The organism is Roseburia sp. AF22-2LB (assembly GCF_003461125.1).
GTDB classification, from domain to species: Bacteria; Bacillota; Clostridia; order Lachnospirales; family Lachnospiraceae; genus Roseburia_C; species Roseburia_C amylophila.
The window spans coordinates 76,251-101,524 of sequence record NZ_QTWM01000001.1; the positions used below are offsets into that span (position 1 = coordinate 76,251).

23 protein-coding genes are annotated in these 25,274 nt (G+C 41.3%); 22 read left to right on the forward strand and 1 reads right to left on the reverse strand.

The window, feature by feature from the left end; translation table 11 throughout:
* Positions 1 to 20 precede the first annotated feature (20 nt).
* Genes DWX96_RS00350 through DWX96_RS00370 form a run of 5 tightly spaced genes read left to right on the forward strand, consistent with a single transcriptional unit; the run spans position 21 to position 5,172 of the window.
* Entirely contained in the window at positions 21 to 1,400 is a 1,380-nt protein-coding gene (locus DWX96_RS00350) for a PTS transporter subunit EIIC (protein ID WP_118056668.1), read from the forward strand.
* Positions 1,387 to 2,853: a glycoside hydrolase family 1 protein gene (locus DWX96_RS00355; protein ID WP_118056667.1), complete on the forward strand. Its 1,467-nt coding sequence runs from the start codon at positions 1,387 to 1,389 to the stop codon at positions 2,851 to 2,853. Before DWX96_RS00350 ends, DWX96_RS00355 begins: the two co-directional genes overlap by 14 nt.
* Positions 2,837 to 3,787: a nuclear transport factor 2 family protein gene (locus DWX96_RS00360; protein WP_118056666.1), complete on the forward strand. Its 951-nt coding sequence runs from the start codon at positions 2,837 to 2,839 to the stop codon at positions 3,785 to 3,787. The genes DWX96_RS00355 and DWX96_RS00360 overlap by 17 nt, the downstream gene beginning before the upstream one ends.
* A gap of 39 nt (positions 3,788 to 3,826) precedes the next feature.
* Positions 3,827 to 4,696 (forward strand): PRD domain-containing protein, encoded by an 870-nt coding sequence (locus tag DWX96_RS00365; protein WP_117697257.1) that lies wholly within the window; start codon positions 3,827 to 3,829, stop codon positions 4,694 to 4,696.
* Complete coding sequence (locus DWX96_RS00370; RefSeq protein ID WP_117841448.1) at positions 4,696 to 5,172, forward strand: PTS sugar transporter subunit IIA; 477 nt, start codon at positions 4,696 to 4,698, stop codon at positions 5,170 to 5,172. Before DWX96_RS00365 ends, DWX96_RS00370 begins: the two co-directional genes overlap by 1 nt.
* A 2-nt stretch (positions 5,173 to 5,174) precedes the next feature.
* Here the strand turns inward: DWX96_RS00370 and DWX96_RS00375 are convergent, their stop codons facing one another.
* Positions 5,175 to 5,597, reverse strand: coding sequence for a hypothetical protein (locus tag DWX96_RS00375; RefSeq protein WP_118056665.1), 423 nt, complete (start codon positions 5,595 to 5,597; stop codon positions 5,175 to 5,177).
* A 91-nt stretch (positions 5,598 to 5,688) separates the two neighbouring features.
* Here DWX96_RS00375 and DWX96_RS00380 point away from each other — a divergent pair, with 91 nt between their 5' ends.
* The 17 genes from DWX96_RS00380 (at position 5,689) to DWX96_RS00460 (ending at position 25,072) form a co-directional block, all read left to right on the forward strand.
* Complete coding sequence (locus DWX96_RS00380; protein WP_118056664.1) at positions 5,689 to 6,774, forward strand: serine/threonine-protein kinase; 1,086 nt, start codon at positions 5,689 to 5,691, stop codon at positions 6,772 to 6,774.
* 139 nt (positions 6,775 to 6,913) lie between these two features.
* A complete protein-coding gene (locus DWX96_RS00385; protein ID WP_118056663.1) occupies positions 6,914 to 7,678 on the forward strand; it encodes a hypothetical protein in 765 nt (254 codons plus the stop codon).
* 238 nt (positions 7,679 to 7,916) lie between these two features.
* A complete protein-coding gene (locus tag DWX96_RS00390; RefSeq protein WP_118056662.1) occupies positions 7,917 to 8,405 on the forward strand; it encodes a GNAT family N-acetyltransferase in 489 nt (162 codons plus the stop codon).
* 28 nt (positions 8,406 to 8,433) lie between these two features.
* Positions 8,434 to 9,135 carry a DNA/RNA nuclease SfsA gene (gene sfsA, locus DWX96_RS00395; protein WP_117841444.1) on the forward strand — a complete coding sequence of 234 codons (702 nt, stop codon included), beginning with the start codon at positions 8,434 to 8,436 and terminating at the stop codon, positions 9,133 to 9,135.
* Positions 9,136 to 9,171: 36 nt separating this feature from the next.
* A complete protein-coding gene (locus DWX96_RS00400; protein ID WP_117697243.1) occupies positions 9,172 to 9,726 on the forward strand; it encodes an acyltransferase in 555 nt (184 codons plus the stop codon).
* A gap of 698 nt (positions 9,727 to 10,424) precedes the next feature.
* Positions 10,425 to 10,844 carry a 30S ribosomal protein S12 gene (rpsL, locus tag DWX96_RS00405; protein ID WP_022242941.1) on the forward strand — a complete coding sequence of 140 codons (420 nt, stop codon included), beginning with the start codon at positions 10,425 to 10,427 and terminating at the stop codon, positions 10,842 to 10,844.
* A 191-nt stretch (positions 10,845 to 11,035) separates the two neighbouring features.
* Positions 11,036 to 11,506, forward strand: a complete 471-nt coding sequence (gene rpsG, locus DWX96_RS00410) for a 30S ribosomal protein S7 (RefSeq protein WP_207659146.1) — start codon at positions 11,036 to 11,038, stop codon at positions 11,504 to 11,506.
* A 50-nt stretch (positions 11,507 to 11,556) separates the two neighbouring features.
* On the forward strand, positions 11,557 to 13,674 hold the full coding sequence (fusA, locus tag DWX96_RS00415) for an elongation factor G (RefSeq protein WP_117841443.1): 2,118 nt from the start codon (positions 11,557 to 11,559) through the stop codon (positions 13,672 to 13,674).
* Between the two features lie 116 nt (positions 13,675 to 13,790).
* Positions 13,791 to 14,978 (forward strand): elongation factor Tu, encoded by a 1,188-nt coding sequence (gene tuf / locus DWX96_RS00420; RefSeq protein WP_117697235.1) that lies wholly within the window; start codon positions 13,791 to 13,793, stop codon positions 14,976 to 14,978.
* A gap of 107 nt (positions 14,979 to 15,085) precedes the next feature.
* The gene (locus DWX96_RS00425; RefSeq protein ID WP_242988671.1) at positions 15,086 to 16,282 is read left to right on the forward strand and encodes a helix-turn-helix domain-containing protein; all 1,197 of its coding nucleotides are present in this window, start codon (positions 15,086 to 15,088) and stop codon (positions 16,280 to 16,282) included.
* 181 nt (positions 16,283 to 16,463) lie between these two features.
* Positions 16,464 to 17,369 (forward strand): transporter substrate-binding domain-containing protein, encoded by a 906-nt coding sequence (locus tag DWX96_RS00430; RefSeq protein ID WP_197420785.1) that lies wholly within the window; start codon positions 16,464 to 16,466, stop codon positions 17,367 to 17,369.
* Between the two features lie 49 nt (positions 17,370 to 17,418).
* Positions 17,419 to 18,174, forward strand: a complete 756-nt coding sequence (locus DWX96_RS00435) for an amino acid ABC transporter permease (protein WP_117841442.1) — start codon at positions 17,419 to 17,421, stop codon at positions 18,172 to 18,174.
* An 11-nt stretch (positions 18,175 to 18,185) separates the two neighbouring features.
* A complete protein-coding gene (locus DWX96_RS00440) occupies positions 18,186 to 18,926 on the forward strand; it encodes an amino acid ABC transporter ATP-binding protein (protein ID WP_022243679.1) in 741 nt (246 codons plus the stop codon).
* Positions 18,927 to 18,941: 15 nt separating this feature from the next.
* Positions 18,942 to 19,607: a cytidylate kinase-like family protein gene (locus DWX96_RS00445; RefSeq protein ID WP_118056661.1), complete on the forward strand. Its 666-nt coding sequence runs from the start codon at positions 18,942 to 18,944 to the stop codon at positions 19,605 to 19,607.
* Between the two features lie 232 nt (positions 19,608 to 19,839).
* Positions 19,840 to 22,449 carry an ATP-binding protein gene (locus DWX96_RS00450; RefSeq protein ID WP_118056660.1) on the forward strand — a complete coding sequence of 870 codons (2,610 nt, stop codon included), beginning with the start codon at positions 19,840 to 19,842 and terminating at the stop codon, positions 22,447 to 22,449.
* A 17-nt stretch (positions 22,450 to 22,466) separates the two neighbouring features.
* Positions 22,467 to 23,411, forward strand: a complete 945-nt coding sequence (locus DWX96_RS00455) for a GTP-binding protein (protein WP_118056659.1) — start codon at positions 22,467 to 22,469, stop codon at positions 23,409 to 23,411.
* Positions 23,412 to 23,854: 443 nt separating this feature from the next.
* Complete coding sequence (locus tag DWX96_RS00460) at positions 23,855 to 25,072, forward strand: aspartate aminotransferase family protein (RefSeq protein ID WP_117697227.1); 1,218 nt, start codon at positions 23,855 to 23,857, stop codon at positions 25,070 to 25,072.
* Positions 25,073 to 25,274 lie beyond the last annotated feature (202 nt).

Consider the following 25,274-nt stretch of genomic DNA (forward strand, 5'->3'; position numbering starts at 1 on the left):
CAGAAAGGAGAGTGTTTCATATGCAGAGTAAATTTGAAAAAATAGCGGAAGAAATACTGGAAAGAATAGGGGGAGCAGCAAATATAAGTAATTGCACACATTGTATGACCAGACTGCGGTTTACATTAAAAGATACCAGCCTGGTGAAAGCAGAGGAAATAGAGGCATTACAGGGAGTACTGGGCATAAAAAATGCAGGAGGACAATTTCAGGTAATCATTGGAAAAGATGTGAATGATGTCTATGACTGTGTCTGCAAAATTGCAAATATCAAAACTACAGAATTAGATATTACAGATGGAGAAGAGGCTGGAGAAAAGAAAAAAATCGGACAGCAGATATTAGATTATATCAGCAATGCATTCATACCATTGGTTCCGGCACTGGTTGGTTCCGGTATGTTAAAGGGATTCCTGTCCTTGCTTACTTATTTAGGCTGGCTGGATGCAACCAGCGCAACGTATGCTGTATTGTCAGCAGCAGGAAATGCAGTATTTTATTTTATACCACTTTTAATTGCATATAATACAGCAAAATATTTAAAAGCAAATATTGTTGTTGCAATGGTTATCATGGGAGCGTTGATGGAACCGAATTTTACGGCACTGGCAGGAGCAGAAGACCCATTAACATTATTTGGACTGCCGCTAACGGTAATAACATATTCTTCCATGATTATACCAGCATTAATTATAGTACCTATACAGGCTCAGCTGGAAAAATTACTGAAGAGGTTTATTCCCAAATCAATCCAGTTATTATTTGTGCCACTGATTACCATTTTTGTTATGGTGGTATTGAGTGTATTGGTAATTGGCCCGGCATCCAGTGAATTGTCCAATCTGATTGGAAAGGCAAGCAACTGGCTGAATGATACCAATGCAGTTTTATTTGGAATTCTGGTAGGTGGAACTGTTGGATATCTGACTATTCTTGGTGTACATATGGCACTGGTACCTATTGTTATGTTGAATTTTACAAATATGGGAGCTGACCCGGTATTGGCATTTATGAGTGCAACCTGTTATGCACAGATTGGAGTGGCATTTGCTATCTGGTTCAGAAGCAAAGACAAGGAAGTAAAATCTCTTGCAGGAGCAAGCGGAATTACCGCATTACTTGCCGGAGTGACAGAGCCGATTCTCTTTGGCGTATGTATGAAATATAAACGTTCTTATGCAGTGATTGGTATTGCCGGAGCCCTGGGCGGTATGATAATGGGAATTTTCGGATGTAAGGCAATGGGATTTGTCAATGCAGGAATTTTAGGATTATCCGGATATTTTTCAGATACATTTGGATTCTATTTACTGGCAGCAGCAGTAAGTATGGTCGCAGGATTTATTTTGATGGCAGTGTTTGGATTTGGTAAAGGAGAGAGAAAGGATGCAGCAAGATAAAGGAAGCTTTCCAGATGATTTTCTGTGGGGTGGTGCTGTTTCAGCGTGTCAGACAGAAGGCAGCTGGAATGTAAATGGAAAAGGAGCCAGCATAGCAGACTGTATGGCATTGGGAGATAAGGAGGAGGGGAGAAAATGCTTCCCCTCCTTAGATAAAAAATATATTTATCCATCTCATTATGGAAATCATTTTTATGAGCATTATGAAGAAGATATCAAATTATTTGCAGAAGCAGGATTTCGATGTTTCCGGATGTCTGTTGCGTGGACAAGAATATTCCCAACGGGAGAGGAAGAAACTCCGAATCAGGCAGGCTTAGACTACTATAGAAGCGTGTTTGAAACCTGCAGAAAATATAAGATGGAGCCGATAGTTACAATTCTGCATTATGATCTGCCATTGGCACTTGCAATGAAATATGAAGGCTGGAGTAATCCAAAGCTGATTCCGCTATATGAAAAATATGCAAAAACCATAATCGATGAATATGCAGATCTGGTGGTTTACTGGATTCCTTTTAATGAGATAAACGGCCTGACACTGCCGCTTGGAACAGTATTTGGCGGTGGAATAATTGAAAAAGAAGGATGCAATATTTTGCCGGAACAGGATGACATGGAAAGAAGATATCGGTGTTTGCATCACCAGTTTCTTGCGGCAGCATGGGTAAGTGCATATGCCCATGAAAAATATCCACATATCAGGGTTGGTACAATGATTGCCTATTACTGTACCTATCCTTATTCCTGCAGACCGGAGGATGTAAGAATGGCACAGGAGCATCATAAGATTCACAATCTCTTTTGCCTGGATGTGCGGTTAAAAGGAAAGTATCCATGGTATATGAAAAAATTTTTCCGGGAAAATAAGATTTCGATAACATGCAGTAAAGAAGAGAAAGAACTTTTGCAGAAAGGAACAGCCGATTTTTGTGGATTCAGCTATTATTTTTCGAACTGTATCAGTGGACAGCAGGGATTGGAGTCCTCCATGGGAAACCTGATGGTAGGAGTGAAGAATCCATATTTAAAACAAAGTGAGTGGGGCTGGCAGATTGATGCAGAGGGACTTCGGATTGCTTTGAATGAATTGTATGGAAGGTATGAAGTCCCGCTTATGGTATTGGAAAATGGTCTGGGAGCACGAGACCATATAGAAAATGGAAAAATTCAGGATACCTACCGCATTGCCTATTTAAAGGAACATATAAATGCCGTAAAAGAAGCACTGGAAGATGGTGCGGATGTGAAGGCTTATACGGCGTGGGGATGTATAGATTTAGTAGGTGTGAGTACAGGTGAAATGGATAAACGCTATGGAATTATTTATGTAGACTTTGATAACAAAGGAAATGGAAGTGGAAAGAGAATTCCAAAAGAATCTTATTACTGGTACCGTCAGGTTATAGAAAGCGGGGGGAAAGAGAGTTTATCATATGAGAGAAAGAGATAAAATAAAGCAACAGTTTGAATATTTTGTCCAGGGTCTGGAAAAGAATGATGCGAAGTTCTGGGAGGTGGTCATTGCCAAAGATTGCAGAATGCAGTCGGAAACGGTTGGAGATGCGGAGGGATTTGATGCAGTCAAAGAGAAATTGGTCTGGAGAGGACCAAAGCTGGATTTCAGCCGGTACCGGATTTACAATACATGTATTTTTCAGGAAAAGGATCAGGCGGTGCAGTCGGCATATGTGATTGCAACAGTGGGAGTGAAGGAAGATTATTATTTACACTGGTTTACATTTGGCGGACACTATCTGATAAACTGGATAAAGGAAGATGCGATATGGAAAATGAGTAGTCTGAAATACTGCCATGATATGGAATGCGGAAATACATCCTTTGTCCGTGGATGGTGGAAGTTAATTGATTATGATATCTGGACCGGCTATAAAAAACATCCTGTTATTTCAAAAGAGGAAGCACCATGGCGGGTAATGGACAATGGGGAAGACTGGACAGAGGAAGAAAAGATTGCAGATCTGTTCTGCCGGTATGCATGGGGGATTGATGAGGATGACTTTGAGATTACAGCATCGGTTATGACAGAGACGATTCAGTCGAATATACCGGGAAACTCCTTTGAAGAAAAAAAGGAACTGCTCACTATGCTGCAGGGAAAGCGGAAAAAGGAAAACAGTATGTCGCATGTGGGAAAGATTGTGTCGATAAAGCAAACCGGCAATGAAGCAGAAATGGTGGTATGGCGGTATGAACCGCACAGAATCGGCACAAAATTTACCCATGCTGGTAATATTGATACTATGTTTTATTCGGTAGACTACCTGTGGCACCTGAAAAAAGAGGATGGCAGGTGGTTGGTAACAGGAATCGATTATAATATTGGTGTATTTGGTGAAAAAGATGATGGAAGATACTATCAGTAACGTAGTATAATAGAGAAAACTCATGTGGAGGAAAAAGCGATGCTTGCAATTAAGAAAATCAATAATAATGTAGCAGTATGTAAAGATGGGAATGGTTGTGAATTAATTGCTTTTGGAAAGGGAATTGGATTTCCACAGATGCCATATGAGATAAAACTGGAAAATATAGACAGGACATTTTACAATATCAGCGCACAGTACATGGGACTGATGAATGAACTGCCGATGGATATCATAGAATTTACAATGAAAATACTGCCGGTGGTACAGAGCAAGCTGGATTATGATTTAAATCCAAATCTTGTGCTGACACTGGCGGACCATCTGGCATTTGCAATGGAGCGGGAGAGGAAGAAAATTTATATTGAGATGCCGCTTATTTATGACATGGAGCAGCAGTATCCCATGGAAATGAAATTGAGCCGGTATATTGTGGCACAAATGGACAAAGTATTTCATGTGAAATTAAAAAGAAATGAATTATCAGGAATTGCCATGTCTATCATAAGTGCAAAGATTACATCCGAGCAGAAGACAAATGGAACGGATAAGATTGACTTCGAAGGCGTATTGAAGGATATCGGCCGGATTATAGAAAAGGAGCTTCATATCGTGGTAAATAAAGAATCCTTTGATTATGCCAGATTTGCAACTCATATAAAATATCTTTTGGACCGGATTTGCAGCAAACAATATATTGATACGGATAATATCACACTGTATCAGAATCTCAGGGAAGAGTTTGCGGATATTTCCAGATGTGTGGACTGTATTATAGAATATCTGAATCAGAAATTAGATTGTGAAGTAACAGAAGAGGAAAAAATGTATCTGATTCTGCATGTAAACCGGATTTGCAGTAAGGAAAAATGTGCAGAAGAAACAGAGGATGGGAAAGGAAATAGATAATGTTTTTTAAGAAAAAAGAAAGTGGAGAAGAAATATTTGCTCCGATGAATGGAAAATATATCGAACAGGCACAGATTCCGGATGCAATATTTGCAGAAGGAATGCTGGGAACAGGATGTGGTATCTGCCCGGAAGATGGCACCGTTTATGCACCGGCAGATGGTAAAATCGTTTCTGTGGCAGAAACTGGACATGCCATTGGAATAGAGACACCAAAGGGTGCAGAACTGCTGATTCATATAGGTATGGATACAGTGGAACTGAATGGACAGGGCTTTGAAGTATTTGCAAAAGAAGGGGACAAGGTAACAAAGGGACAGAAACTTATAAGCTGTGATCTGGAATTTGTGAAATTAAAAGGATTTTCTACAGTTACCGCATTGGTTGTCACCAATGCTGCTGAATTTAATGAAATTCATTTTGAAACAGGAAAAACATTTCCTGCCACAGCTTTGCTGGGCGAAGTAAGAAAATAATTTCAGGCGAGTTCCTTATATCCTAATTCATACAGTAAATCATTTACATCTGAGAGTGCACAGTTCCGCTGCAGGGAAAAGATAATCGCGCTGTCCCGTTCTATACGGGCATAGAGAATGGGATATCCGGTGGCTTTTAAAAGATTCTGTACTTCCGTAAAGGATAAATGCATGGCAAAGCAGAGAGCAAGCACTTTGTCTCTGGAAGGACGCTTGCGTCCATCAAAAATCTGATAACAGTAGTTACGGTCAAGACCGCTTTTCCGAATGAGAGAAGGCAGGTCTTGATTTTTTGTATGAATCAGCTGATTGAGATAATCGGAAACAGAGACCTGTACCAGCTCTGGTTCTTCTTGCTCGGTATAATCGGAGAAGGAAGGCGTATTTTTTAAAATATCTAAAAGTTCCTGCGTTGATTTTTTCATTTGGCGAATCCACCCATTTCTGCTATAGTGATATTGATTATCATAGAATGTAGAAGATAAAAATGCAAGAGAAAAAGGGAGTCTGACAGCAATGAGCGAAAAATTATACCAGGAGTTTCAAAGAAAACAGCAGGTGCCATTGACGATATTGGGAGGTAAGATGCCTTATCAGACGCAGCTGGTGCAGGACACTTCCACGGGAAGGATTCTGGTTCAAAAAATTATAAAGAAAGAAAATATTCCCATTTATTGTAAATTACAGAACCTGCAAAGTCCACATCTTGTAAGAATCATAAGCTGCAAAGAGCAGCAGGATGTGGGCGTGATATTAGAAGAATATATCAGCGGAGAAACACTGGATGAAAAATTGCGGCGATATGGGACAATGCCGCCGGAACTTGTCGGAAATTATGCACAGCAGCTGTTGGAGGTGCTGGAGCAGATTCATGCACAGGGAATTGTACATCGGGATATTTCACCGAAAAATATATTGATTTCCACAGATGGAGTTGTAAAATTACTGGATTTTGACATTTCTCGGCAATGGAAAATGAACCGGAATGCAGACACAACGATTCTTGGAACGGTTGGCTTTGCATCTCCGGAACAGTATGGTTTCCTTCAGACAGATGCAACGGCAGATATTTATGCAGTGGGTGTCCTGATGAATGTGATGTTAGAGGGCGTGCTGCCGAATGTACGGCTGACAGGGAAAAAACCATTCCAGGGTATCATAAAAAAGTGCATAGAGATTGACCCACAGAACCGCTACCAGAGTGTCAGTGAACTCAGGCTGGCATTTAAACCGGAGAGACAAATGCCCCAGGGGAAGCAGACGATTCTTCCGGGCTTCCGGACCGGAGTTGTCTGGAAAGAGATACTGGCAGTTTTTATTTATCTGTTTCTGATTATAGGCAGTATACAGTTTATGATGATGTATGGTAAAACGCCGGCCGCTTTTGGACTGGAAGCAATTGCGGTACTTATCTATGCATGGCTGTCCTGCGCGGTGGGATTCAATTTCCTGCTGTGGGATACCAAAGTTCCGGGAATCCGTTCGCTTCAGAAACCGGTACGGATAATCATCCGGATTATCCTGGCACTTATCCTTTTCTATTTTGGAATGCTACTGGAAAATTATGTAAAATTTACGCTGCTTGGGCTGACATCACAATAGAAATTGCCTGGCAGGAAGAGACAGGAAAATGATTGACATAAAAACGATTTAAAAATGTATGCCGTCAGCATACCACAAAACCTTCCGACTCATATATGATTGTCTCATACATAAGATTTATGAAAACGGGAGGCATAAGATGGAAAAAGTAAAGAAACCAATTTATAAGAAATGGTGGTTCTGGGTAATTATCGTTGTAGTCGTATTTGCAATTGCAGCAGGCGGTGGAAGCAGCAAGAAGGATTCGGATAAGAATTCTGTTACAGACACAGAACAGGCAGAGAGCGGCAAGAGCAAAGATACTGATAAAGATGCTGGGAAGGAAGATGCTCCGGAAGAAGATTTATCACAAATCGAGACGGACTATACGCTTGGAGCAGGACATTACACAGCAGGTGTTGACCTTCCTGTTGGTAAGTGCAATCTGACAGCAGTAAGCGGAAATGGAAATGTCAGCAGCAGTAATATGTTTAATGGCGGCATCAATGCAATGTTTGGCGTGGATGATGGGAACGGACTTTATGAATCCTCTTTTAACGGATTGAAAATGAAGGAAAACGTGGAACTTAAGATTTCAGGAGATGTAGTAGTACAGGTCAGCTATACAGAAGTAACCGGAGGCATGAGTGGAAGAGAATATGATGAATCAGCGGCAGTGGAATTAGGCAGTGGCAATTATACGGCAGGCACAGATTTCCCGGCAGGAACTTATACCGTAACAGCTGTGGATGGAACCGGAAACGTCAGCACATCAAATTTATATGATGGTGGAATGAATGAGATGTTTGGAGTAGACGATGGAAATGGTCTTTATACACCAGAAGTGAAAAATGTGGAACTGAGTGATGGCGTGGAATTGAAGGTAAGCGGAGTAAACATTCGCCTGGTGCCAGTGAAAGAATAGTTTGGATTTCAGAAAGCAGAACAGAAAAATATAATAAAAAACAGAATAGAAAAGCACGACAGAAATTGTCTTTGATAAAGAACAAGGCTGTTGTGCTTTTCCCGTTTCACAGGAAATACTACGAGAACTGGAATTCGTCTCTTGAGAAAAATCATAAGGGGTTATACAATAGGAGAAAGTTATAAAAGGTTATAAAAGAATTAAAAAGTTATAAAGAGTTATAAAAGGAGTACACAAAATGACAATCCGTACCGCGCAGATGGAAGATATTGATGCAATTACAGCCGTGGAGACAGAATGTTTTCCACCGGCAGAAGCAGCAACGAGGGAAGAATTCGCAGAACGTTTAAAATATTATAAAGACCATTTCTGGCTGATGTTCGATGGGGGACATCTGGTGGCATTTGTTGATGGCATGGTGACCAGTCAGAAAGACCTTACGGATGAAATGTATGAAAAAGCAGAACTGCATGAGGAGCAGGGGGACTGGCAGATGATTTTCGGCGTGAATACCATTCCGGCATACCGAAGACGTGGTCTGGCAGAGCAGCTATTAAAAAGAGCTATTGCAGATGCAAAAGCCCAGGGAAAAAAAGGACTGGTGCTGACCTGCAAGGATAAGCTGATACATTACTATGCGAAATTTGGATTTGAAAATGAAGGCGTATCAGAGTCTGCCCATGGAGACGCGGTGTGGAACCAGATGCGTCTGACTTTTCAGAAATAAGATAAACAGGAATCAGAGGATATAGAAATTGAAATATCAAAAAGTGATAGAGGGAAAATTTGTAGACCGTCCCAACCGTTTTATTGCGCATGTTAAAATTGATGGAGAACTTCAGACGGTGCATGTAAAAAATACCGGGCGCTGCAGGGAACTGCTGCTTCCGGATGCAGCAGTCTATCTGGAAGTGGCAGACAATCCAAAACGAAAGACAGCATATGATCTGATTGCTGTATATAAAGAAAATTTCGGGCTTATTAATATAGATAGTCAGGCGCCTAACAAGGTGGCAAAAGAATGGCTTGAGACACAATCGTTTGATTTGATCAGACCGGAATATAAATATGGAAATTCCAGGATAGATTTTTATATGAAAAAAGGACAGCAGGAATATTTAATGGAAGTAAAGGGCTGTACTTTGGAACGTGATGGCATTGGTTATTTCCCGGATGCACCGACGGAACGTGGCGTGAAACATTTGCGGGAGCTGGCAGAAGCAAGGAAGGCTGGCTATGAATGTATATTGGCATTTGTAATTCAGATGGAAGGTGTGGAAGAAGTGCGGGCAAATGTAATGACCCATCCTGAGTTTGGAAAAGCATTGGAAGAGGCAGGCGCAGCAGGCGTAAAGATATGGTTTCTTATGTGTAAAGTAGAAAAGGACGGCCTCAGCGTGAAAGACTGGGCTCAGCGTGCAGAAACAGCGGAAACACGATTGCATTCAAATGGTTAATTGCCAAAGGAAGAATAATTAAGGAGAATACAGCGAATGGATTGCAAAGAAGTAAGAGTTGATATGAGGATACCAAATCCAAAAGACCGGGAAGAAAATGTAAGGGCGGCGCAGATTATGTTTCAAATGAACCATACGATGCCTTTTACGGAAGAATATCAGACGCTTTTAAAAGAATTGTTTGGAGAGAACCTTGGAGAGGGAAGCTACGTTGCAGCACCAATCAGTGGTGCCTGTGTCAGTACCATGAAAATTGGAAAAAATGTTTATATTAATTCTGGGCTGCTGGCAATGGCACGTGGTGGAATCGCCATAGAGGATGGCGTGCAGATTGCAGCTAATGTCCAGCTGATTTCGAATAATCATGATCCTTATGATTTGTCGATACTGACCTGCAAGCCGGTGCTAATTAAAAAAGCCGCATGGATTGGCGCGGGCGCAAGCATCCTGCCGGGGGTAAGCATTGGAAAACATGCCATCGTCGGGGCAGCATCAGTAGTGACAAAAGATGTGCCGGACTATGCAGTCGCAGTCGGAAATCCGGCAAGGGTAATAAAGTATCTGGATGCCAGCCGTTTCGAAGAGATATAAGGAATAGATTTTATGGGATGGCAGGCAATATATAGCCAGGAAAAGAGTGCTGCGATTCAATATTGTAATGGTGGGTTCCCATCGCAACCGGGCTACATAGTCGGGAAAAGGGTACTACGCTTCGATGACATTTTTTACTGAGAAGCAGCATAATTAGGAGGAAGAATGATAGCTGAAAAATAGTTGGTTAACAGAAATATCATACTAACGCTAATAATATAGAAGAAATGGTATGAAAAATGAGGGAAAATCTCTTGAAAAGTAAGCTATAAAGCAGAAAAATCATACTTAAAAGAAGATAAAGACAGATTTAGTATGAGAAAAGTAAGAAAAGTTGCGGAAAAATCATACTAAAAGGAATATGTTGCTGCATTTAGTGTGAAAAGATGCCACTTCAATTCCGCTGCGCTCCATCTCAGTCGTGGCTGTCGCCACATGAACGGAAAGATTCAGGCATAAGAACGAGAACCGCAACTTCGATTCCGCTAACGCTCCATCTCAGTCGTGGCTGTCGCCACATCAAAAAGAAAGCTTTCAGCCGTTATCAAATAAATTTGAACAGCTGAAAGCCTTCTTTTTTTCTCTGGCTCGTAGCTTGCACGAAAAATTTGCTTGACAAGTGGCGAATCGGCTTATATACTGAATTAGTGTGCATACAAATGCACATTTATCAAATAATAGCACAGGAGGTGAAAATAATGCCAACATTTAACCAGTTAGTAAGAAAAGGACGTCAGACATCTGTTAAGAAGTCTACTGCACCTGCACTTCAGAAGGGCTACAATTCTTTAAAGAAGAAAGCAACTGATACTTCTGCTCCTCAGAAGAGAGGTGTTTGTACCGCTGTTAAGACAGCTACACCTAAAAAACCTAACTCAGCTCTTAGAAAGATCGCCAGAGTACGTCTTTCCAACGGAATCGAAGTAACAAGCTACATTCCAGGAGAGGGACACAACTTACAGGAACATAGCGTTGTTCTTATCCGTGGTGGTCGTGTTAAGGACTTACCAGGTACAAGATACCATATTATCCGTGGAACTCTTGATACAGCAGGAGTCGCTAACAGAAAACAGGCTCGTTCCAAATACGGCGCTAAGAGACCAAAAGACGCTAAATAAGCTTAGCGCACACCAATAGTATCACAAACAGAGCTAAAGGTAAGTGTTGGAATTATTGTCACATACGATATATTTCCGCACGAACACATTTTAGAGAGACACATGTGAGTACCGTTGAATTAATCGAAACAAATACTACATGACAGGCACAATGACCTGTGATGCAAAACATGATTAAGGAGGGAAGTAACGTGCCACGTAAAGGACATACTCAGAAAAGAGACGTATTAGCAGATCCGATGTACAATAACAAAGTGGTTACCAAGCTTATCAACAACATTATGTTAGATGGTAAGAAAGGTATTGCACAGAAGATTGTATACGGTGCATTTGACAGAGTTGCAGAGAAGACTGAGAGACCAGCTCTTGAAGTATTCGAGGAAGCTATGAACAACGTTATGCCAGTACTTGAGGTAAAGGCTAGACGTATCGGTGGAGCAACTTACCAGGTACCTATCGAAGTTAGACCGGACCGTCGTCAGGCTCTGGCGCTTCGTTGGCTTACACTGTTTTCACGCAAGAGAGGCGAGAAGACAATGGAAGAAAGACTGGCAAATGAGATCATGGATGCAGCAAACAATACTGGTGCATCTGTAAAGAAAAAAGAAGATATGCACAAGATGGCAGAAGCAAACAAAGCTTTCGCACACTATCGTTTCTAATCAGAACGAGAGCATATTTTTTCGGTTAAGAAAATTAGGAGGAAAAAACCTTGGCTGGAAGAGAATATCCGTTAGAGAGAACCAGAAACATTGGTATTATGGCGCACATCGATGCTGGTAAAACAACATTGACAGAGCGTATCCTTTATTATACCGGTGTTAACTATAAGATTGGTGATACTCATGAAGGTACTGCTACCATGGACTGGATGGAGCAGGAGCAGGAAAGAGGTATTACCATTACTTCAGCCGCTACGACATGTCACTGGACTTTGGAAGAGTTTACAAAGCCGAAGAAAGGTGCTTTAGAGCATCGTATCAATATCATTGATACTCCTGGACACGTAGACTTTACGGTTGAGGTTGAGCGTTCACTTCGTGTACTGGACGGCGCTGTCGGCGTGTTCTGTGCAAAAGGTGGAGTAGAGCCTCAGTCAGAAAATGTATGGCGTCAGGCTGACACATACAACGTACCTAGAATGGCATTCATTAACAAAATGGATATCTTAGGTGCAAACTTCTACGGAGCTGTTGATCAGATTCGTACAAGATTAGGTAAAAATGCAATTGTTCTTCAGTTACCAATTGGTAAGGAAGATGATTTTAAGGGAATTATTGATTTGTTTGAGATGAAAGCTTACATCTACAATGATGATAAGGGAGATGATATCTCTGTAACAGACATCCCGGATGATATGAAAGACGACGCAGAATTATATCATACCGAACTGGTTGAGAAAATCTGCGAGTTAGATGATGACCTTATGATGCAGTATTTAGAGGGAGAAGAGCCATCTGTTGATGATATGAAGGCTGCCCTCAGAAAAGGTACCTGCGAGTGTACAGCAGTTCCGGTATGTTGTGGTTCTGCTTACCGTAACAAGGGTGTTCAGAAATTATTGGATGCTATCGTAGAATATATGCCAGCTCCAACAGACATCCCAGCTATTAAGGGTGTTGACCTTGAAGGAAATGAAGTAGAGAGACATTCATCTGATGATGAACCATTCTCCGCTCTTGCATTCAAGATTATGACTGACCCATTCGTAGGAAAACTTGCATTCTTCCGTGTTTACTCTGGTGTAATGAACTCCGGATCTTACGTACTGAATGCAACAAAAGATAAAAAAGAACGTGTAGGCCGTATCCTTCAGATGCATGCAAACAAGAGAGCAGAGCTTGAAAAAGTTTACTCTGGAGATATTGCAGCAGCCGTTGGATTTAAGTTTACAACTACTGGTGATACCATCTGTGATGAACAGCATCCGGTTATCTTAGAGTCCATGGAATTCCCAGAGCCAGTTATCGAGCTTGCTATCGAGCCTAAGACAAAAGCTGGACAGGGTAAGATGGGTGAAGCTCTTGCAAAACTTGCAGAAGAAGATCCTACTTTCCGTGCTCATACAAATACAGAAACAGGACAGACCATCATCGCTGGTATGGGTGAGCTCCATCTGGAAATCATTGTTGACCGTCTGCTTCGTGAATTCCATGTAGAAGCAAACGTAGGTGCTCCACAGGTTGCTTACAAAGAGACATTTACAAAGCCAGTTGATCAGGAATACAAATATGCAAAACAGTCTGGTGGACGTGGACAGTACGGACACTGTAAAGTTAAATTCGAGCCGATGGATGCCAACGGAGATGAACTCTTCAAGTTTGATTCTGCAGTTGTTGGTGGTGCTATTCCTAAGGAATACATCCCTGCAGTAGGCGAAGGTATCGAAGAAGCTACCAAAGCTGGTATCCTTGCAGGATTCCCAGTAGTAGGTGTTCATGCTACCGTATATGATGGATCTTACCATGAGGTCGATTCATCTGAGATGGCATTCCACATTGCCGGATCCATGGCTTTCAAAGAGGCTATGGCAAAAGCAGCTCCTGTAATTCTTGAGCCAATCATGAAAGTTGAAGTTACTATGCCGGAAGAGTACATGGGAGATGTTATTGGTGACATTAACTCTCGTCGTGGACGTATCGAAGGTATGGATGACATCGGTGGTGGAAAAATGGTTAAAGCATATGTTCCACTTGCTGAGATGTTTGGATACTCAACAGACTTACGTTCCAGAACTCAGGGACGTGGTAACTACTCAATGTTCTTCGAGAAATATGAGCAGGTTCCGAAGTCTGTACAGGACAAGATTGTTGCATCTAAAGCAAAATAATAAAAATGCTTGAAAAACTCGCAAGTTTTTTATATAATCAGAAATAGCCGAGTGACTTATTAAAATGTAAAAATAAGCGCCCAGAAAGGGCATAAAATTAAGGAGGACGTTTTAAAATGGCAAAAGCTAAGTTTGAAAGAACCAAACCACATTGTAATATCGGAACCATTGGTCACGTAGACCATGGTAAAACAACTTTAACAGCAGCTATTACAGCAGTTTTAGCAGCAAGAGTTGCAGGTAATACAGCTACAGATTTCGCTAACATCGATAAAGCTCCAGAAGAGAGAGAAAGAGGTATCACTATCTCTACAGCTCACGTTGAGTATGAAACAGAGAAGAGACATTACGCACACGTTGACTGTCCTGGACATGCTGACTACGTAAAGAACATGATTACCGGAGCAGCTCAGATGGACGGCGCTATCCTTGTTGTTGCTGCAACTGATGGTGTTATGGCTCAGACAAAGGAGCACATCCTTCTGTCTCGTCAGGTAGGTGTACCTTACATCGTTGTTTTCTTAAACAAATGTGATATGGTAGACGACCCAGAGTTAATCGAGTTAGTAGAAATGGAAGTTACAGAGCAGTTAGAGGAATATGGTTTTGAAGGCTGCCCAATCATCCAGGGTTCTGCTCTTAAAGCTCTTGAAGATCCTAACGGACCATGGGGCGACAAGATCATGGAATTAATGGATACTGTAGATAGCTATATCCCAGATCCACAGCGTGATACAGATAAACCTTTCTTAATGCCAGTTGAGGACGTATTCACAATCACAGGTCGTGGTACTGTTGCAACAGGTAGAGTAGAAAGAGGAACATTACATCTGAATGACGAACTTGAAATCCTTGGTGTTAAGGAAGATGTTCAGAAGACAGTTGTAACTGGTATCGAAATGTTCCGTAAACAGTTAGACGAGGCTCAGGCTGGTGATAACATCGGTGCACTTCTTCGTGGTGTTAACCGTGACCAGATCGTTCGTGGACAGGTTCTTGCTAAACCAGGTACTGTTACTTGCCACAGAAAATTTACAGCTCAGGTTTACGTTTTAACAAAAGATGAAGGTGGACGTCATACACCTTTCTTCAATAACTACAGACCGCAGTTCTACTTCAGAACAACTGACGTAACTGGTGTTTGTGAATTACCAGCAGGTACAGAGATGTGCATGCCTGGTGATAACGTAGAAATGACTATCGAACTGATCCATCCAGTAGCTATGGAGCAGGGTCTTACTTTCGCTATTCGTGAAGGTGGACGTACTGTAGGTTCAGGACGTGTTGCTACAGTTATCGAGTAATCTTTGCTCTTGCAATGAATTGCTAAAATAAGTAAAATTAACCCGGAGAGTGTTCGCACTTCTCCGGGTTTTTTGCAACTTGCACACAACCAACAGAGGGAGACATTATGGTTACTTGTAGAGACGTCAATAATTTGGATCTGGATGGAGTAGAACTGCTGACAGGGGAAGTAGGACTGGACAGAGTGGTGTCCTGGACATATTTTGTGCAGACGAAGCCCTATGAAGAGCATATGAATCCTGGCAACTTCGCACTGATTGTAGTGGATTATCTGCGGTTTGACATCGAGAAGACCTTTGAAACAATGGTAGAATTGAATGCACTGGGAATTTCCGGGCTTGCAATATCGATTGTGGATGACCGGGAGAAGATTCCACAGAAAATGATAGACAAGGCGGTTGAATTGAAATTGCCACTGTTCTATGTCCGCTGGGAAGGCGCAACCTTCGTGGATATTGCACAGAGTATCGGGCAGCTGATACTGGAAACCAATATTACAAATAAGCGTACCGGGGACTATTTATATAATCTACTGTTTGGATATGAAGTAAATGATAAATATATTGAAAAAATATCCAGCCAGTTTGGACTGGCTTTCGACCGGGCGTACCGGGTTGGAATCATTGTAATTGACCGGAAATATGGAATTAACCTGGAGCAGGATGAGCATACTTATCTCTATTATACGGACTGTCTGAACCGGGAAGTAATGCATATGGAAAATCGTCCGATGTATATGCGTTTCTTAAATAAATTTGTGCTGCTGTTTGAGGCAACGGAGGATAAGGAGACAGAACGGCAGATTGAACAATTGCTAAAGAAGCTGGACAGCCGCCCGCAGTTTGCCGGGCTGATACACAGTACCTGTATTTTAGGCGCAGCTTATACGGATCCGTCTGAATTTGGCAAGAGCTATCAGGAAGCAAAAAATCTGATTCCAAAGAAAGATTATCTGCCGAATCCTACTAATAAAAAAGTGCTTAGTGCCAGTTCCATGGGCATTTATAAATATATGTTTAACAATGGAAATCAGCAGGAGATACTGGACTACTGCAATGACAAATTAAAGAAGCTTGAGATGTATGACCAGACCAATGGGGCATTTCTGGTGGAGACACTGCTGACATATTATATGAGTGGATTTAATGTGGGAAAGACAGCAGAGGCTTTGTATATCCATCGGAATTCTCTGCAGTACCGCCTGAAGAAGATAGAAGAAATACTGGAGGTTGACCTGGAAGATTCCATGGAATATCTCGATATTGTAAACTGTATTCTGGTAAAAAGATTGATGTTTAATTAAGATGCTGTGCAAATTGCACAATCAAATTGTGCAATTTGAAAGTTGAAAAGAAGAAAAAGAAAGTATACTATACTGTCTATCAGCAAAGACGCTTTGAGAGAAAGAAATCTCAAGCGTCTTTTTTGATACTCTAGAGAAACAAAAAGTCGGCTTCACATTTGCATTTAAGGAGGAACATATTATGAATAAAAGAAAATTATTAGCATTGGTACTGACAGGAGTTATGGCAATATCTACATTGGCAGGATGTGGTTCATCAGATACAAAAACATCCGATACAGATGTGAAAACCTCAGAGACAGCAGAGACATCTGATAAGAATGTATTAAGAGTTGGAATGGAATGTGCATATGCACCATTTAACTGGACACAGGACAGTGATACAACACCGGATGGAAGCAAGGCGGTTCCGATTTATGGATCTGACTATTATGCATATGGATATGATGTGGCAGTAGCCCAGAAGCTTGCTGATGAGATGGGAATGGATTTAGAAGTTCATAAAGTAGAATGGTCTTCCATTGGAATCTCATTAGATGCAGGAGATTATGATGTAATCATTGCAGGAATGGGAAAAACAGCAGAAAGAGAAGCTTCTTATTCATTTACAGAACCATATTATTACAGAGATAACTGTATCGTAGTAAAAAAGGGAAGTGCTTATGAAAATGTAAAAGGACTTTCTGATCTGGCAGGAACCGGATGTAAAGTAACAACACAGTTAGGAACCGGCTGGGTACCTCTTTTGGATCAGATTGAAGGTGCAGAGCAGTCAGGAAATTATGAGACAACATCCGAATGCTTCATGGCAATATCCAATGGTGTTGCAGATGTATGTGTCGTAGATTTGCCAACCGCACAGTCAGCAGCACTTACCAATGATGACCTTGTGATTATCCAGTTAGATGAAGATGATTCTTTCACCGGTGATGATGAAATGGTAAATGTATGTATCGCTACCAGAAAAGATGATACCGCATTAAGAGATAAAATCCAGGATGCAATGGATGCCATTGGCTGGAATGATAAAGCCAAAATGGATGAGCTGATGGATACTGTTCTGACACAGCAGCCGGCAGCAAACTAGAAATATTTCCAGCGTGAGCTGAGTAACAGATAAAGTGAGGTAGAGAAATATGTTAATAGAAAATCCGAGTAATTCGTTAGAGTGGATGATATTTTTAGCCCAGAAATATGCAAGTATGTTTATCAAAGGAACCTGGCTTACGCTGGAAATTGCTGTAATCGGAACGCTGGTTGGTTTTGTGTTAGGTTATATTGTCGGACTTGTAAATGATGCAAAAATCAGCGAGGGTGATAATGTTTTCAAGAAGCTTCTGATGCGGCTTTTGAAAATCATTTTTACCGTATATGTGGAAATCTTCCGTGACACTCCAATGATTGTTCAGGCAATGATTGTATACTATGGAATAAAAATGCTGGGAGTAGAAATGACACCGGTATTTGCAGGTATTGTGGTAACGGTATTAAATACCGGAGCTTACATGGGTGAGACAGTACGTGCCGGAATCGGCTCCATTGATATGGGCCAGCGTGAAGGCGCATGGGCAATGGGAATGTCGCCATTTAAGACAATGTTGTATGTGGTATTGCCACAGGCATTTAAAAATATTATCCCGGAGATGGCAAATACTTTCCTGACAAACCTGAAGATGACATCCGTATTAAATGTAATTGCAGTACAGGAACTTTTCATGGCTGCAAAAACAGTCGGAGGAAATTATTACAAATACTTCGAGTCATACCTGGTAATTGCAGTGATTTACTTTGTATTGTGCTTTGTCTTTGATAAGATTTTCAAATTCATTGAAAAGAAAATGCAGGGCAAGACAGATTATGCACTGGCAATTGAGTATATGGATAATCAGTAGGAGGAACGGATATGGGAGAGACAGTAATTTCAATCAAGGATTTGAGCAAATCATTTGGGAATCATGAGGTTTTAAGAAAAATAGATATTGATATAGAAGCAGGAGAAATTATCTGTATAGTTGGTTCTTCCGGTTCCGGAAAGTCAACGCTGCTGCGGTGTATCAATAAACTGGAGCGGCAGACCTCTGGTAAAATCCTTTACCATGATAAGGAAGTCCGGAATGTACAGAAGGACATCAATGAATACCGCTCCAGGGTGGGAATGGTATTTCAGTCCTTTAACCTATTTAACAATATGACTGTATTGCAGAACTGCATGCTCTGCACCAGAAAGGTGCTTCATATTTCCAAAGAAGAGGCATTTAACCGGGCAATCACACATTTAAAGGATGTAGGAATGGCTCCTTATATCAATGCAAAACCATCACAGCTTTCCGGAGGACAGAAACAGAGGGTTGCCATTGCAAGGTCTCTTTGCATGAATCCGGAAGTACTTCTTTTCGATGAGCCGACTTCTGCACTGGACCCGGAAATGGTAGGAGAAGTATTAAATGTTATGAAAGAGCTTGCCAAGACGGGACTTACAATGATTATTGTTACTCATGAGATGGCATTTGCAAGGGATGTGTCCACCAGAACCATTTTCATGGATTCCGGCTATGTGGCGGAGGATGCAGCTCCATCCGAACTGTTTACCAATCCGAAAAATCCGAGAACACGGGAATTCTTAAGTCGTTATTTAGCAGGTTAAAGGAGGACAGAAAATATGGAGAATTTTGTAATAACCTTTGCAAGAGGATTCGGAACAGGCGGAAAGGCGATTGCTTCCCAGCTGGCAAAGGAGTTAGGTATTCACTGTTATGAAAACCGAATCTTAACGCTGGCAAGCCAGCTCAGTGGACTGGATGAGAATATTTTTCAGGAAGTAAATGAAAAAATGAGGGAGACCAGTGGATTTTCCAGCTTTTTAAGAGGGCTGCCACGATCAAGACGTTACATTTCCAGAAATGAAAAATTCGTATCGGATGACAAGCTGTTTGAATATCAGAGTGAAATTATCAAAGATCTGGCAGAAAAAGAGTCCTGCGTTATTGTCGGAAAATGTGCCGACTATGTACTGAAGGGCAAGCCAAATGTGGTGAGTATCTATATTGAAGCACCGAGAGCATTCTGTGTGAACCGTACCATGGAAAATATGGGTGTGAGCGAAGAGGTCGCTAATGCAACCATAGAGCGGACGGATAAATTCCGGGCAGATTATTATGAATATTACACACACGGAAATTGCTGGACAAACCCGGTCAATTATGACATGACATTAAACAGTGAGCGGGTCGGCGTGCAGAACTGTGTAAAAACCATTGAGCAGTACCTGATTATCAAAGGGCTGATTACACCGGATATGATACATCCGGCAGGAGAATTAAAATAAGAGTTTTTGAGAAGGGTTCGAAATGAAAGTTTGAAATGAAAAGTTCACAATAAGAACAGAGTTGAAAAAATAGAAAAAGACAGAGAAAAGCAGGAACACCGAAACTGGAACGGAGCTCCTGCTTTTTTGCGGCAATAAGAAAATGCTGGTGGCAGCTTCTGCAGGGATTGTTTTATTGCGAACAAATTGGATTTTATATATAATGAAGTAAAACAACTCGGGAGAAAAATTGATGGAAGCAGGAATGATTACAACAGTGCTTTTGGTGGCATGTGCAACTATATGTATTGGCGTTGGCATCTTTTATTTTTTTATTAATAATACGAAAAACAAGGGGCGGATTTGTATCCTGCTTCTGGGAATAGGAGGAGGAATCTGGGCACTGGGTTCAGCATTGTATGGAAATTGTACAGATGACAGATTGGCACAGAATTTCTTTTGCATGACAATTGTGGGCTTTAATTTATATGTCATTGCGATTGTAATTTATGTGGCGTGTCTGACTGGTGTAAAAATAAAGGGATATGGTCTGATGGTTGGATTAGGAATACTGACATCTCTGGTGGATGGTGTTTCTTTTGGAAGTATGCGGATCCGCCATTTTTACAGGGTCAATGGAAGAACCTGCTTTACCACAGAATTTCATGGCAGCGTGTTTTATCACTGGATGTATATTATGCTTTGCTTTTTGTGCTGCATCTATATTGTACTATATTGGTCGAAGAAAATTATGCGTAAAAGTCAGAGAAAATATGTGGCATATATCATTCTGGGAAATACAATTATGCTTCTTTCGGCAATTCCGGATACGGTTCTGCCATTTTATGGAATTAAATCTTATCCCAGTTCGGTTTATGGCGTAACAGTTTCGTTTTTAATGACTGTATTTTTTAGTATCCGGTATGATACTTTTGGAATATCAAAATTAACAGTTTCAGATTATCTGTTTAATCAGATTGACTATGGTGTGATGGTATATGATTATCAGAGAACACATATTTTACATAATACAAATGCAGAAGTGTTGTTTGGTGCAGATGTGGAACAGCCTTTTGAAGAACTGGTAGCCTGCGAGGGCAAAAAGGAAGAATTTGCAGAACAGCTTTATCAGGGAAAATTAGAGCACTGCAAGGTGAAATGCCTGCAGGGCAATCAGATTTTATCGGTAACGTCTTCGATGGTCTGCGATGAATATGGCGAGATGCAGAACACTATCGTAACACTGGTGGATATTACTTACGAAGAAGAACTTTTAGAGCGGCTCCGGGTGTCAGACCGGGCGAAGACCGATTTCCTTACGAATATGTCTCATGAAATCCGTACGCCAATCAACGGTATTATGGGAATGAACAGCCTCCTGCTCCGGCAGATTGATACACTGCCAAGAGAGAAGATTGCAGAGTATGCAGGAAATATGCAGCGGGCCAGCAGAACTCTGCTTGCCATTGTAAATGACATTTTGGACATTTCCAAAATTGAATCCGGAAAGATGGAGCTGCTTTGCGAGGGTTATGAGCTGGCATCCCTCATCAATGACTGCTATACGATAGTTGCCTCTAACTGCAAGAAAAAGAATCTGAATCTGTATATGGAAATTGATGAGAATCTTCCATCCATTTTATATGGAGATGATGTCCGTATCCGCCAGATAGTAAATAATTTTCTGTCTAATGCGGTAAAATATACCAAGCGTGGTCATGTAATTTTAAAAATTTCTTATAGCAGGATAGATGAGGAAAATATTAATCTGCGTATCGATGTAAAGGACAGTGGAATTGGAATCCGGAAGAAGGATATGGAGAATCTTTTCCAGAATTTTACCCGGCTGGAGGAACATAAGAACCGGAATATTCAGGGAACCGGACTGGGATTGAGCCTGACGAAACGTCTGGTAGATATGATGCACGGAGAAGTGCAGGTAGAAAGCCAGTATGGAGAAGGCTCAACGTTTACCGCAATCATACCGCAGAAGGTCATCTGTGAAGATGACATTGGCGATATGAAACAGATTTTCGAAAACTATGAGCTTTCTGTCGGTGCTATGATGCCGGTACCTCAGTTTTCCGGTGTGCATATCCTTGTGGTAGACGATATGGAAATGAACCGCATTGTGGCAAAAGAGATGCTGCTGCAGACAGGTGCAATCGTGGATGTGGCAGGCAGTGGAGAAGAAGGGCTGACTCTGATGAAAGAGCAGCACTATGATCTTATTTTCATGGATCAGATGATGCCGGATATGGATGGCATTGCCACATTTGAGGAAATGAAGCGAATGAATCATCAGAATAAAACTACACCGGTAATTGCCATGACAGCTAATGCGGTAAAAGGAGCAAAGGAAATGTATCTGCAGCATGGATTTGCCGATTATATTTCCAAACCGATTTTTGAAGAGAAGATGTGGAAGATACTGGAACGTTTTCTGGCAGACAAGCAGACAGAGGCAGTGGAAAAGAAAAATTCTGACGGTGGAGCAGAAGAAAATAAGAAATCATTGCAGGAGCGTTTTCCATACCTTGACACCGAGCAGGGAATGTCCATATGCATGGAAGACGAAGATTTTTATCTTAAGATATTAAAAGTTTATCTGAAAGATGAGATGGTGGATATTCTGCAGCAGGATTATGAGGCAGGGGCCTGGGCACAGTATCAGATTCATGTGCATGGACTGAAAAATGTGTCTGCGAATATCGGAGCCATGGAGTTGTCTGAGCAGTTTAAGGGATTAGAGTATGCCATCAAGAATCATGACATTCCGGATACGGATTATATCCGAAGTCATCACGATAAAGTAATGGAGGCATACCAGGAGCTCTTGCGGCGGCTGGAGCGGGATGTCTGAGAAGGAGGAAGACAAACATGGTAAAAATCGACTTAATTACCGGCTTTTTAGGTTCCGGTAAAACAACATTTATAAGAAAATATGCCCAGTATCTGATGAAACAGGGCATGAATATTGGAATCTTGGAGAATGACTATGGCGCAGTAAATGTGGACATGATGCTGCTGCAGGATTTGATGGGAGATAACTGTGAGTTGGAAATGGTAGCCGGAGGCTGTGATAAGGACTGCCACAGAAGACGTTTTAAGACAAAGCTAATCGCCATGGGCATGTGCGGATATGACAGGGTGCTGGTGGAGCCATCCGGAATTTTTGATGTGGACGAATTCTTTGATGCATTGCGGGAAGAACCGCTGGATCAGTGGTATGAGATTGGAAATGTAATTGCAATCGTAGATGCCAAGCTGGAAAAAGAGCTGTCCGATGAGGCAGGTTTTATTCTGGCATCAGAGGTGGCAGATGCAGGCTGCATTCTATTAAGCCATGCTGATGAAGCTACAGCAGAAGAAATGGATGCAACGGTTGCACACATCAACGAAGCCTTGGAGAAGATTCACTGTAAGAGAAGACTGGGAAAAGAGATTCTGCGTAAGAGTACACCGCAGCTTACTTCGGAAGATTTGCATCGGATTATGAGCAGTGGCTATGTGATGGAAAATTATGAGAAAATGGACCTGGAGGAACACTCCGGTTTCGAGTCCCAGTATTTTATGAATGTACCTATGACGGCAGAAAAAATGCAGAAGGTCGCAAAAGAAATCTTAGAAGACAGCTCCTGCGGAGCAGTATTTCGGATTAAGGGATTTATAAAAGCAGAAGATAATTCCTGGATACAACTCAATGCTACCCACAACGGAGTGCGGATGGAACCGATTCAGGAAGGTCAGGAAGTCATTATTGTAATCGGAGAGCATTTGCGTCGGGAAAGAATTGATGCATATATCGGAGTAGAGAGTGTATAAAGACAAAACGATACTATAGTGTACGAATGAATAATACAAATGTACAATATAATACACAAAAACATACAATATATTCTATTAATTCTCATGAACAGACTGAAAAAAGCAGAAAAAACAGGAAAATGCAACTTTTTGTAAAAAAATATTGACAGAGCAAAAAAGACGTGATATTGTATAACTGTTCAAAATAATAGAAAAACAAAAGTGAAGGCGCTTACCAATCGGTAAGTGCCTTTTTTTACTTTACAGGAAATTGTTTTCCTGTAAAGTAAAAAACGCTCTGCGAGGATGCGCACTGCGGCGTATAAGGTAGATGTCGCAAGCGACCGACGCAGGCGCGAGAATGTGCCGAGGCACATTCTTTGTTCCGTCGATTGAACAAAACAAACCGGTTTAAAGAGAAAACAAAAAAGAGTAAAGAATATGTCAAGGAGGATTCAATTATGAAATTAAAAGACACAGGATTAAGCGTACAGGACATTAAAGATAAAGTAAATAAATATATGATTGAAACATATGAGCGTTTTGATTTTCTGGCTGAGACAGCAGAGGGCATGTACCTCTATGATGAGAAAGGAACACCATATCTTGACTTCTATGCAGGAATCGCTGTTAACAATGCAGGAAACCGTAACCCGAAGGTAGTAGCAGCAGTCAAAGATCAGGTAGATGATATCATGCATACCTTCAACTATCCATATACCATTCCACAGGCACTGTTAGCAGAAAAAGTTTGTAAGACCATTGGCATGGATAAAATTTTCTATCAGAACTCCGGAACAGAAGCAAACGAAGCAATGATTAAAATGGCTCGTAAATATGGAATTGAAAAATACGGTCCAAATAAATATCATATCGTAACTGCTAAAATGGGATTCCACGGAAGAACATTTGGAGCAATGTCAGCAACCGGTCAGCCGGGAAATGGCTGCCAGGTAGGATTCGGACCAATGACTTATGGATTCTCTTATGCACCATACAACGATTTGGAAGCATTTAAAAATGCATGCACAGAGAATACCATTGCAATTATGATTGAACCGGTACAGGGTGAAGGCGGAGTACATCCGGCAACCATGGAATTCATGAAAGGCTTAAGAGAGTTCTGTGATGAGAAAGGAATGCTCTTATTATTAGATGAGGTACAGACCGGATGGTGCAGAACCGGAGCAGTAATGTCTTATATGAATTATGGCGTAAAACCGGATATCGTATCTATGGCAAAAGGTCTTGGCGGCGGAATGCCAATCGGTGCAATCTGTGCAACGGAAGAGGTCGCCAAAGCATTTACTCCTGGTTCCCATGGAACAACCTTTGGTGGACATCCAATCAGCTGTGCAGCAGCTTTAGCTGAGGTAGGAGAGCTCTTAGACAATGACTTAGCCGGAAATGCAAAGAAGATGGGAGATTATTTCTCAGCAAAATTAGAAAAATTACCACATGTCAAAGAAGTAAGACATCAGGGCTTATTAGTTGGTGTAGAATTTGATGATACCATTTCCGGTGTAGATGTAAAACATGGCTGCTTAGACAGAAAGCTTCTGATTACAGCTATCGGTGCACATGTCATTCGTATGGTGCCGCCACTTATCGTATCCGCAGAAGAATGCGACAAGGCATATGCAATCATTGAAGAAACGGTAAAATCATTGGAAAAGTAAGAAATTTAGGAATCCGTGTCCTTCAAACCGGGCACCGGAAGAATAACAGAAAGATAAAAATAAGAAATAGAAAAGACGAGGATGTCACAGAAAATAAGTGCGCCCTCGTCTTTTTTATGCAGATAGTTGTCAGACATCCATACGAAGCTGCCAGTGGCAGGTTCGTATGGATGAGAAAAAACGCATGTATATACATTAAGGA